A 12,024-nucleotide genomic window follows, 5' to 3' on the forward strand; every position below is an offset into this window, starting at 1 on the left:
TTTTAACCAAAAAATGTAATGCGCAAAATTGCAAACGAGCTTATAAAGGGCATCACAGCAAAAAACAATCCCGGTATAAGCAATATATTTTTTTTAATAAAAACAGGATCTAAAACTGTTATTATTAGCGCAAGCAGCTGTTTAACAAATCAGCAGTAGCCGGTACTCACCTTCATTTTCTACTGGCGCACGGTGAACACAGGGTAAAACTTTTTGTTCGGGATGATCGACTGCCAATTTCCAAAGATGCCCCAGACCTAAATTTACCGGCTTTGCATTGTTTTTCGGCTGATAATGCAGGTCAAAATAATATTCTGCTAAAAAAGTTTCAAATCCTGCTTCCGGTCCTTCATGTAATGCTTTAAGCTTTTCGCGGATTTCTGGTATTAAAACTTTTTGTTCTACCTGATGATTCGGTATTATATCACCTGCAGCACCATAATATGTACATAAAAAAGTGTCAGTTGCAACGGGCGACCGGTCTACATGATAAGAATAAACATCGGTTGAAATGAAATCCAGCTCTTCATCACGCTGGTAACTTTTAATCAGGTTGAGCGAAGGAGATGCACCAAAATCAGTTAATAATTTTAGGTCATTTAGAATAATTCTCCTAGCCATACTCCCCTCTTCAGAAAGTTGCAACGATAAAAGGTTTTCGGGAAGAACCACTGTGATATCCTGCTCCAACTGGAGTTTAGTCACAACTTCTTTAAAATCTCCAGCTAAATTTCTGTGCCAGCACATGGCATTGGTATCTCCCTGAAAATTGGTATTTACCAGTTCAGAAAAGCTGGCAACAATTTCAATTTGATTGTTGTCTGAAAATTTATCGTTCATGTATTTTAGCAATCAGTTTGAATGAGAAGTGCTATTTGGTAAAAATTTTATTTACCAGGGCAAAAATAGCAGCATTATTTGTAAATCATGAGGTAATTCTTTTATTAGGATATGGCGAATAAATATTTAGCAGCCAGTAAAACAGCTCGAACAATGTGCTAACTTTAATAGGCCGATTGCTTGCTGTGGTGGCTGGATTGCTATTGGTTAATTGATGAATATGGATTATTTAGAAAAATTGATCGGTGATATTGAATGTCACTCTGTAAGTGGCATTGAGGAATGTTTTGCAAATGGAGTTAATCCTAATGATTTTTTCAATGGGAAGCCACTAATAGAGGAGTTAACCAGTGAGTATACCAGAACGCCTAGATTTAAAGATTGTGTGAGGGCGTTTATTACTGCCGGATTAAAGCTCGAAAACCAGGCATTATTGGCTGTACTTTCTGATGATGATGAATTGCTGGAAGATGAACTCTGCAAACATCCGGAATTGGTTAAAGCAAGTTATACCTTGCGTTGCGCTTACACGCCTTTGTTTGAAGTTAACTTATTGCATATCTGCGCTGAGTTTAACCACCTGTCTTGTGCAAAAGTTTTGTTTCGATATGGTGCCGATGTAAATACCAAAGCAGGAATCGATGCGTGGGGTTTCGGTGGTCAAACTCCTATTTTTCATACGGTTAATCAAAATGCTAACCAGTCACAAGATATGATGGAGTACTTACTTTCTAAATCTGCTGATCTTCAAACCACCGTTCCGGGCCTAATTTGGGGCAAAGGCTATCCCTGGGAAACACTTATTGCAGCGGTAAATCCACTTAGTTATGCAATGATGGGATTACTTCCACAAATGCATCGGGAGGAAAAAACAATTATGGATGTTGTTTGCAGGTTACTTAAAGCTGCGTATGGTATTAGTTATGTGCCCGGCAATATTCCTAATGCTTATCTCCATTAGTACTATATATTTGGCTTAACCCTAAGAAAAAGGTGGTACAATATAGCAGTTTAATGCTACGCTAATAATACCGGCCACTTTCTAACAGCATTAGCTATACTATCAAAAATAGCCAGATAACCGCATGTTTGTGGCAGGCTAATGCATACCATCTGGCATCCTGATATACTATAGCTCCGAGGTAAGTCCGTAGTAAGTCCGCATTTGAGTATAAAAATGCGGACTATACACGGACTCACTGCGGACTTACCCTTAATTTGGCAGCCAGATGACAGCACTTTAGGATACATTAAGGTATCTTAAAGATTGACCCAAATATATCCAATCACTTTATTTTTCAAACAGCATTCTCAGACATGGTTGCATGGAACAATTTTTCCTTTATCGAAAAAAGGGAGCAGCATCGAACATTAGTAATAACCGCCGAGCGAAAAATAAGATGTTTGTTTTTCACATCACTTTTAATGCTTTAACAACCTGTTTTTGGGCTAATGTTTTACATTTATTTGATTTCCTTTACTACTTTATATATACCGCTGGCCACGCTATAGAGTCCACTGCCGGCCGAGTCGTCTTTTTGGTTTGAAAGAATAACAATTTCAATTTGGGTGAGCGGATAGATGAGGCAGAAACTGCGAAAGCCATCTGTCCCTCCATCCACTCTAAGGTACTGGTCCCAGTTCCAGGTCTTCCCGATCTCCCATTGAAAGGCGTGCGCTCCGTTATCTATGTCCCCAACTGTGATCCGGTGGCTTAGCTTGAGTGCGGGATTGTTCTCGGTGTTCTGATACCGAAGGTACTTGAGCATATCGCTTACAGAAGAGTGAAGACTTCCCGCCCCTGGAAGGGTGCAGGGCATATTACCAACCGCTGCTCTATTTGTACCGTATCCACTAAGTTGCTCTTTAGCATACTTTACCCTGTAGGAAAGAGCCGTTCGGGCCATGCCTAAGGGAGAAACGATATGCTGGCTAATGAGCTGATAATAGGTTTTTTGATAAATCTTTTCCAAGATTAATCCAAGCAGCTGATAACCGACATTTGAATAAGCATAATGAAAAGATTTTATGGAATCAAGCTTTACATGATGAAGAGAATCCAGAAAAGCGGATGTTTCTATTGGGTTGCCAAAACTGTTGGGAAACTGGGCAGTATGCGCCAATAGATAGCCGATCTTTACCGGATCGTCGTTTTTATACTGGAGATTTGGAAAATTGCCAGGAAGGAATTTACGGATATCATCGTTAAGAGACATTTTTCCCTCCGTAATCGCATGGGCGATGAGCAGGCCCGTAAAGGTCTTGGTAATTGAGCCGATCTCGTAGATGGAAGTACTGCTGGGAAGTTTTTTAGATCCCGGTGCTGTTTCGCCGTAATTATAGGTATAGGATTTTCCTTTATAATTGACACCAATCGAAATACCTACCCGCTTCCCCTCCTTCATATATGTAGCCATTAGTTTAGCTACCGCAGAATCGACTGGCGATCTCATCGGATTGTCGCTGCTTTGTGCAAAGCTGCAAACACATGTAAATAAGAAATAAATCAGTATGGCTATATTTTTCATAACACACGCTAATATACGAAATATTTCGTACACAAAATAAATGTTACGGTCGCAGTTGTTACAGCGGTGATGTTCTTATCTCAAGAACGGATCTTCTGAAAAGGATTGGCCAAAAAAGATTGGATAATTTCACTCATCGTTTTTCCAATCAAGCTGTTCTTTTTATAAGCTTGCAGCATCTACAGCGTATAACTCGATATTGACGACCATTCGAACTTGTAATCCATCGCTCCAGACAGCCTTAAAGGTTTAATTTTATGCAGCTTAGTAATAGATTATAGGCTCCCTTTTACAGAAATGACCAGGTATCTATTCTCTCAAACCATATAATCAGCTCTTCATTTCCATTAGAATAATGGATTTATATTCCATTTAATACCAAGAATTGAGTATAGGAATTGATGCAGTAAAATGTTTAAATTAGAATATGCTTAAAAGGGGTATTAGCGTATGGGATTAGCTTGATCAAAAACACAAAAATCTAAATAAATGCAAAACGCAATCGCTTTTTCCAACAATGATGTTATCACCATTGCCTGGAGTTTCGGAAAAAAACCTGTTGGCTGTATGGGTTTCGCCATCTACCGGATTGATAACAAAAATGTAGAAACTGCCTTATCGAGTTTTTCTGTCTTTAAGGGCTACAAAATTGAAAAAGGACAGACAACAAGGGACTTCCCTATTCAAAAATTTTACTGGAAAGATGTGGATGCAAGGCGGATTGGGGAGAAAACCGGTAACCGGAAGTTTCGGTATAAGATCGTTCCGCTGAAAGGCAAACCCGGCGAGCTGGTGGAAATGAGCGAGCTGCCGATCATCATCTCCAATGAGGTGGAAATCACGGCGAATGTGGGCAGTAACATGTCGGCTTATTTTAACCGGGGGTTGATCTCTACGCAAAGGATCTCCAAAGCGCTGACCGATGAACCTGAAAAAGGCGGGCTTCTGAAACGGGTTGCGGACTATAAGGGAAAGGATGTGTTAAGGGAAAGCCTGTCGGGCGATATGGTGGAAGCGATTACCGGTTTTTTGGATAAAGCAAAAGATGAAGGAAAAATTTATGCGGCTTTGTATGAATTAGGTGATCCGGAACTGATTGAATTGCTGAAGGCTTTAAAAACCAGCCTGAATATTGTTTTATCTAATTCCAGAGGCAAAATAGACGATACAAGTAAGCCCAAAAAACCGGATAAAAATGGCGTACTAAAATATCCACAAATCACGGTTGACCACAATGATGAGGTTCGCGCTGAATTGAAAACAGTTGGTGCGGAGGTATATGACAGGGTGATGCCGGAAAACCATATCGGGCACAATAAATTTTTGGTGTATACCGATAAAAACGATAAACCAAAATCGGTACTCTTTGGCTCCACCAACTGGACTTCTACAGGTTTATGTACTCAAACTAATAATACAATGATTATTGAGGATCCGGCGCTGGCCGGGCGGTATATGGATTATTGGAAACAGCTGGTGTTGGATAATGATGCAGCATCGGGTATTGCTAAAAACCTGCAGGGAAGCGTTTTGCGCAGCTGGTGTGCTAAGGGAGAAAGTTTATCGATTGGTGAACATACCCTGCAGAGCTGGTTTTCTCCCAATACACCAAAGGCAAGATCGAACAATGCAAATGAACTCAGGCCGGTGGATATGGAGGCAGTAGTTAAGTGTATCAATGCGGCTAAGCATTCGATTTTATTCCTCGCATTTTATCCTGGTTCGCCTTCAATTGCTAATTGGTCTGCTTTAGCATTAAAGCAAAACAAGCACCTGTTTGTGCGGGGCTGCGTAACCAATAAATCTGCGTCTGAAGGTTTCTATTATGACCTGAAGGGTATGGTTCCACCAAAAAAGGCCGATGGTGATAAAACACCCATTAAGCAGGATTATCGGGTTTTCGGTGCTGAAGCTTTCGATGGCAAAAAAATTCCGGAGGGTTGGATTAAGGAAATGCTCAACGCCGGCTTTGCCATCATCCATGATAAGGTGATGGTGATTGACCCTTTTTCAGAAGATTGTGTGGTCATTACCGGCAGCCATAACCTGGGACACAAGGCATCGTATGATAATGATGAAAACCTGGCGATCATCAAAGGCAATAATAAACTGGCCCTGGCTTATACCACGCATATTTTAGATGTTTATGATCATTTTTCTGCCCGCTATTTCTTTAAAAAGAACAGCAATTACGCCGACTTTTTACTCAAAGACAAGCCTGAATTGTGGATGGACAAGTATTTTGATGCGGAAGGGAATATTAAAAATGCCCAGTTAAACTTCTGGTTACAGGCCAAAATCTAACCGGGCACGTTTGGGAATAATGGTGAAGGTAATCAGATCAGATTCCGGCTGAGTTTAAAAACCAGTTCGGTTTTATCGTTCACCATTACGCTCCGATACAGAAATCACAAATCACTGTAAATAAACAAATTAAACCGCAAAATACGCAAATACTAAACAGCATTTTTCAGGCTGTTTCACTGTATTACAATGGTAAAAAGATTAATTTGCAAAACAATGTTTTAGACCATTGGCCTGTTAAAAAAGCAGATCAATAACACTTCGCAGCGAGTCTATTTATCAATATTAGTTTAGGCGAGGATTATTATTCTTCAATTTTCGGACAGATCTGTGTTGTCCGAAATTTGCTGCAATAATTCAGCACTACATTAAGGTAACCTCCAAAATCATTACTTCAACTCATAGTCAATTTTAGTTACAATTCTTGGCTGGATAAATTCTTTATCCGCTACCGAGGTGAATTTAACAATTGTGGGTAAGGTATAGTTACCCACTCTGCTAAACTCTGCCAGATAGAGTTCATCGTATGCAGTATGTCCTTTGGCAGTATAGCCTTGATAATCAATTTAGCGGTTATGCGTTCTATCTATTTTGTGGTTGGGTTGCGTATTTCAATGAAACTGGTTCTTCCCCACTTTTGGTGGTCAATCCTGTGCTAATACCAGGATCAAAAAAAAACATAGCAACAACACCAAACCAACAAGCCGTACCACAAACCAAACCCTACAAACAATACACCTTTACTACCCCCTAATAACTTTCCTTAACCTCTCACCACCAACCAATCCCCCCCAAACCAATCAACTCCCCAGTCCCTCCCTGTACCGGGTACAACTGTAGCCAATACCAGTTTAGCATCAGCCCCTCACTTATCCACCATATCCCAGCTGATAGCTGAAAGGGGTACCTTTAAACGCCTGCTCCATACCGTACCTATTTGCCCCACATAAGTCCCTATACCGATATACACAAATTTCCCACCTGCAGCCCCCTGTACAAAAGGCCCGGAAAGCTTGGGCTCTTGATCCCTCCCCCGCTCCCCTTTTATACCTACCAAAAACAGAAAGCTGATATCACTTGAAGATACATTTTGTTTCTGAATGCTCTGCCAGCTATTGCCTGATCCTTTTTGCAGCGCAAAGTCTACCCCCGGTGTAGGCGAGCGTAAAGTAATCTTGAGTTGTAGTTCCGTATTCATAACAAAAGGATAATCCACTGAACTAAATTAGTGATTGCATTGAGTTGTACCGCATTATTTATCCAGCACAATTTTCCTCACCAGGTTATTGTCCTGATCGGTCACATACAATGCGGTTCCATCCGAATTGAGCGCAAGCCCACTTGGGTGATTAAATCTGGCAGCAAGCGCCACTCCGTCAGCATAGCCCGCTACCCCCGACCCCGCAATGGTGGTAACCATTCCTGTAGGACTGATCTTACGGATCAGATGGTTATCCGAATCGGCTACGAAGATATTGCCTACCCCGTCCATCACAATTCCTTTAGGCCTGTTAAAAGTAGCGACATCTGCAGTCCCGTTTGAATTGCCTGACAGCGAAAAGTTCCCATAGCCCCTTCTTCCAGCCAAAAGCGAAAAATACATCCCCTCATTAACCGACTTGCAGATGGTATGGTTATCAGTATCTGCCACGTAGATATAGCCCTTAGCATCCACAATGATCCCGGAGGGATTGTACCAGAACCAGCCGTTACCAGAGGTACCCCAAGCGTTGGCTAATTCCAAAATTACCCCACCGGGGTTTAGTTTATAGAGATAACTGGAAGAGAGATCATTACAATAGATGTTACCAGTTTTATCAACTGCTACTATACTGGGCCGTTTTAAGTCTCCCGTCACTTTACTGACCACCCCAGAGGAGGAGATCTTTCTTAAGGCCGAATTGTTCTTGTCGGCAACAAAGATCTCACCCTTATCATTGATTGCCAAGCCCATGGGAGCTGCGAACCTCGCATTGCCTCCTGCTCCATCCTGAAAGCCCGCTATAACATGCCCGGCAAGCAGGCTCACCTGCCCCGAAGTGCTGATCTTCCTGATCATATTGTTATCCATATCGGACACATAAATATTCCCCTGTTTATCCAGGACAATACCATCCGGACGGGCGAAATACACACCGAGCGCCGGACCATCGACTGGGGTCACATCGCCACAAAACGGCACCACCTCACCGGTAGGAAGCACCTTTCTTATCGTACGCCTCTCCGGTTCGACAACATAAAGTCCCCGTTTATCATCATAACAGAGCACAACAGGGCGGTCAAAGGATGCTGCTGCGGCCTGGCCATTATTATTTCCCTTTATCCCATTCCCGCAATAAGTTGACACAAGCCCTGAGGGACTGATCTTTCTGATAACATGGTTCGACAATTCGGCCACATACAGGTTACCCGCAGCGTCAAATGTCATCCCAAAGGGAGCATTAAAACTGGCTGCTGTACCAAGCCCATTTGTCATCCCGGCAGCGCCTGAACCTGCCACGGTGGAGACTAAACCATTTGCCTCAACTTTTCGTATCCGCTGGTTCACCTGGTCTGATACATATAGCACATCATTTTTATCAAAGGCCAGGTTTAGGCGCCCCTCAAACCGGGCAGCAGTGCCAAGGCCGTCCTTATAACCACGCTGGGTCGAGCCGGCAAAGGTAGTCACGTTACCATTCAGGTCGATCTTTCTGATTTCACTATCGAAATCAACAACGTAAACCTCGCCCCTGGAATTGACTGCTATACTGTATGGAAAGGTAAAAGAAGCATTTTCTGAGGATCCGTCCACTACCGCTAGCTTACCATTTCCTGCAAAACTGGTCACATTGCCATCCATATCGATCTTCCTGATTATACTGTTACCATCGGTTACCAGGAGGTTACCCTGGGGATCAAGCGCTATATCCTGAGGATGGTAGAAACGCGCCTCAAGTCCTTTACCGTTTTTTAGCCCCTCGGTTCCCGAGGCACTGCCTGCAAATACACTGACACTTCCTTCGGGCGAAATTTTACGAATACAATGTCTTAAGTAATCAGTAACAAATAGATTCCCGTTACTGCTGACCACCATACCTGATGTCGAGGTTAACAATACATCCCCGGGAATATATTTACCGGCCACTGTACTCACTACAGCAACCTGTGGTTCGGTCTGGTTATTGTCGGGAGCCTGAAGCTTTTCCTTACAGCCAAACAGCGAAGCCGTCAATAATAACAGGGTAGCTGGAAGGGATGATTTTTTAATCAAAAAGAACAAATTGGAGCGTTTAATAAACATATAAAAAAGTTATAATCAGTTGTAATACAAATCAGATCACCAGCTGGTGATCATAGTGGTCAATAATGATAAGCGTGAAGAGCAGGGCCCTGTAACCGCTAGGGACAATATAGAAAAGCAAAAGGCTAAGGGTGCCGCACAAATATTTGAAAAACGTTGGTACATAAGATCAAATATAACAATTTAAAAGACCCAGTACCCCATTAGTTCAGTATTTAACCCCTGCCCGAAACAGGAACGGGCCCTGGCCTCTGATCCGGAATCCAGCGCCTGATAGCTGAAATACCGCAGAGTAACCCAGGCTCAATAATTTGATATCCATAGCTCTGTAAAACCCCTGCTGGCCATTGGATTTCCCCGTGCTGATTAATAATATTAAGGCAATTAAAAATTTATTTCCCATAATCATCCTATAAATATAACTGCAGTAGTTTTCATATCCCTATTGATTGATATCCCGTTTTTATCGATGACTTAAAAGGGAGGTTCATTCTACCTCGATTCATGCTATACCCGGTTTTATACTGGTAGCTAATTACATTCAGTGCACTAGCTGCCAGAAGGATCGATTTTCACATCTGAAGTGATTATGGATGTCCTCATTATAAAGAAACATTCCTCTTTTGGCTCATCTAATTAACCAACACATTGATCTCTTTCAAAAGTTCCATTTTTTGACTTGGTAGTTTGGCATTTTCGTCCACGATCTTACCTTGCTTATCTACCAACATATAGCGGGGAATTCCACCAATTTGAAACCTTCCGCTAAGTAGTGTAAATTCATCTTTACTCAACAAATAATGTTCACCAGTGATGTTATTTTCTTTGATTGTTTTACTCCAGGATTCTTCAGAACAGTTCACACCAAGATATAGGAATACAACATCCAATCCATCCAATTCTTTCTTCAACTCATGGCTTGATGACATCTGGCCCATGCACGGACCACACCAGGGCGCCCAGAAGTCTACGTATACTACTTTACCTTTGTATTTTTCAACTAACTTCTCCAATAACTGTTCGGTGTTTGCTGCCATAGCAGACAACACATTGGTAGATAAGGGAAAATCCTCACTATTTTTAGATACTTCACTTTGATTATGCCTGACAAGGACAGATACCAATGTAGCCGATCCAATTTCTGCTACTGCTTTGCTTAATTCCCTTGAAGAGAGCCCTCCTTTATCAGTTATTGTAGCAAATACTACCTGCGCTTTAAGAAGCTTACCCGCGAAGCTTCTGGCAGTAATACCAAACTCCTGGTTGAACCTGATAATGTTGTCTTCCTTCTGCTTATCAATTGCACTTTTTGCGCCAGCATACAAAGCCCTCACCAGCAGTTCATCTTTTATCCCTTCAATTTCCTGTTGAATAAAAATTGTATCCAGTCCTTTTGCGATAACGACCGCTTTGCGAGCTAATTCCTCTTGCCTTGGCGTTAACTGGTACCCGAGTGCTCTGGCTTTTACTATTACGGTTGCACTTGAAGGAGCAGTGATTTTATAGGACATGAGGTTGATCCCCCTACTTAATTCACGCAGTACGCTTATATAATTGGTCGTTATAACATTTATTTGCTCGTTTATTTTCAGCGTTTTTAGAAAGGCCAAATAATCCTTACTAAGGTATTTGCTTCCGTTAAGCCAACTATACCTCAGTAAATCATCAGCTATTTGGTAAGTGATAAATTGCTTGAAGTATTGCGAAAATTTCTTGCTCGAATGATGTAACTGGCTATACGTTAAAAGACTATTAAGCATTCTTTTTTGTTTCTGCAGCTGATATTTTTTATAGCTGTCCTGATCAAGCGTCCCTTGCTTATCTTTATTTACACCAGGCTCCATTAATTTCATTATCCTGGGATAAAAATTATTCATCTCGCTGTTCAAAAGAGCATCCTGTCCCATAAACAGTAAATCTTGCCTCCTACCGATAAAAGCCAAAAATTCCTCAAATGAGCCTGGTGCTTTTATCCCGGTATTGATAGCAATCATTTGCCGATGCCCCGGTACAGCGTAAAAACCTGCCAGCATATCACCATACTTAAGCATTACCTCCTGGGGATTATCCAACACGAAATTAAGTTCAAACCTCCCTAAACTGTCCACTTTAATAGGATACGACTGTTGCTCTTCATCTAACAAACCATTTACATTAAGTGAGATAAACTGATAACCAGATTTTTGACGGTCATAACCATTAAGCACCCCTCTAAGATGGACAGAGCCAGGCTTGATCACTGGCAGTTGAAAACCTCTACGCTCGTAATTACCAAAATCGGGTTGTTCGTTATATTTTTTTGTGTATACTGCTTGAGATTGGAAATTGTTGCCGATCCTGATCGTATTTTGGTCAATCAAAGTGATAAACAGTTCACGTTCCATCTTTTGGTAGCTCAGAACGAGTACAAGCTTATTTTTCTTTTGGCTCTTTAGCCTATAGTTCCAGAATTTACCCTCAGCAATGGCATAATTATCTGTAAAACAGAACTTCCATTCATTAGTTTTTGGAGATAACCAATTCGCAAATAGCTGCGCAGGGAGTATCGTTTTTGAAAACGAAGTAAAACCCTGCAATACTAAAAACAGGCATATAAAAATTTTCTTAATCATAGAGCGTAATTTACACAGGATAAAAGAATAGCAGTGTATCAAATAATCAGATTTAATATATCCGCGAAAGTTATATTTATCTGAATAACCCCTTACCCCTGCTACGTTATACTTTGATCTAAATTTAGCTATTCATCAAATTAAAAACAGGGGACTAAGTCGTAAAATGGAGGTGGTGAAATAGGATATTTTATAGGGCCTATTGACATAAAACTATAATAAGAAAATTTTATAGCGCATCTCTTACATACTCTAAAGACTAAATAAGCAAACTTCCATTTACTGAACCTTGTTTCCTTCTTATAATAATAATATGTACCAACATGGTGTCTTCTACTAATGTAGCTAAACAACCCTTTTTAAGCAAAAAAAATTGTCGGTTAAGAGCTAAAAGTGACCACTTTGCTGAAAAAACAAGTGGCCACCTTTGCTAATTTATAATCTTATGGAAAAATGA

General features: G+C 41.1%; 7 protein-coding genes. 2 read left to right on the top strand and 5 right to left on the bottom strand.

Features of this window, described 5'->3' with window-relative positions:
- Positions 1-141 precede the first annotated feature (141 nt).
- Positions 142-840 (bottom strand): DUF1826 domain-containing protein, encoded by a 699-nt coding sequence (locus DBR40_RS03780; RefSeq protein WP_124558483.1) that lies wholly within the window; start codon positions 838-840, stop codon positions 142-144.
- Positions 841-1,060: 220 nt separating this feature from the next.
- On the opposite strand from DBR40_RS03780, the gene DBR40_RS03785 reads away from it, so the two are divergent.
- Complete coding sequence (locus DBR40_RS03785) at positions 1,061-1,801, top strand: ankyrin repeat domain-containing protein (protein WP_124558484.1); 741 nt, start codon at positions 1,061-1,063, stop codon at positions 1,799-1,801.
- Between the two features lie 502 nt (positions 1,802-2,303).
- Here the strand turns inward: DBR40_RS03785 and DBR40_RS03790 are convergent.
- Positions 2,304-3,368, bottom strand: a complete 1,065-nt coding sequence (locus DBR40_RS03790; RefSeq protein ID WP_124558485.1) for a serine hydrolase domain-containing protein — start codon at positions 3,366-3,368, stop codon at positions 2,304-2,306.
- 489 nt (positions 3,369-3,857) lie between these two features.
- Here DBR40_RS03790 and DBR40_RS03795 point away from each other — a divergent pair, with 489 nt between their 5' ends.
- On the top strand, positions 3,858-5,672 hold the full coding sequence (locus DBR40_RS03795) for a phospholipase D-like domain-containing protein (RefSeq protein WP_124558486.1): 1,815 nt from the start codon (positions 3,858-3,860) through the stop codon (positions 5,670-5,672).
- An 865-nt stretch (positions 5,673-6,537) separates the two neighbouring features.
- Here the strand turns inward: DBR40_RS03795 and DBR40_RS03800 are convergent.
- The 3 genes from DBR40_RS03800 to DBR40_RS03810 all read right to left on the bottom strand — a co-directional run bounded on the left by DBR40_RS03800 (position 6,538) and on the right by DBR40_RS03810 (position 11,567).
- On the bottom strand, positions 6,538-6,870 hold the full coding sequence (locus DBR40_RS03800) for a DUF5990 family protein (protein ID WP_124558487.1): 333 nt from the start codon (positions 6,868-6,870) through the stop codon (positions 6,538-6,540).
- Positions 6,871-6,924: 54 nt separating this feature from the next.
- Positions 6,925-8,955, bottom strand: a complete 2,031-nt coding sequence (locus tag DBR40_RS03805) for an NHL repeat-containing protein (protein WP_124558488.1) — start codon at positions 8,953-8,955, stop codon at positions 6,925-6,927.
- 632 nt (positions 8,956-9,587) lie between these two features.
- The gene (locus DBR40_RS03810) at positions 9,588-11,567 is read right to left on the bottom strand and encodes a TlpA family protein disulfide reductase (RefSeq protein WP_124558489.1); all 1,980 of its coding nucleotides are present in this window, start codon (positions 11,565-11,567) and stop codon (positions 9,588-9,590) included.
- Between the last annotated feature and the right edge of the window lie 457 nt (positions 11,568-12,024).

Origin of the sequence: Pedobacter sp. KBW01 (assembly GCF_003852395.1) — a bacterium.
In the GTDB taxonomy this organism is placed as follows: domain Bacteria; phylum Bacteroidota; class Bacteroidia; order Sphingobacteriales; family Sphingobacteriaceae; genus Pedobacter.

Coding starts and splice junctions, on each gene's coding strand:
- DBR40_RS03780 (WP_124558483.1), bottom strand. CDS start 840: ATGAACGATAAATTTTCAGACAACAATCAAATTGAAATTGTTGCCAGC.
- DBR40_RS03795 (WP_124558486.1), top strand. CDS start 3,858: ATGCAAAACGCAATCGCTTTTTCCAACAATGATGTTATCACCATTGCC.
- DBR40_RS03790 (WP_124558485.1), bottom strand. CDS start 3,368: ATGAAAAATATAGCCATACTGATTTATTTCTTATTTACATGTGTTTGC.
- DBR40_RS03785 (WP_124558484.1), top strand. CDS start 1,061: ATGGATTATTTAGAAAAATTGATCGGTGATATTGAATGTCACTCTGTA.
- DBR40_RS03810 (WP_124558489.1), bottom strand. CDS start 11,567: ATGATTAAGAAAATTTTTATATGCCTGTTTTTAGTATTGCAGGGTTTT.
- DBR40_RS03805 (WP_124558488.1), bottom strand. CDS start 8,955: ATGTTTATTAAACGCTCCAATTTGTTCTTTTTGATTAAAAAATCATCC.
- DBR40_RS03800 (WP_124558487.1), bottom strand. CDS start 6,870: ATGAATACGGAACTACAACTCAAGATTACTTTACGCTCGCCTACACCG.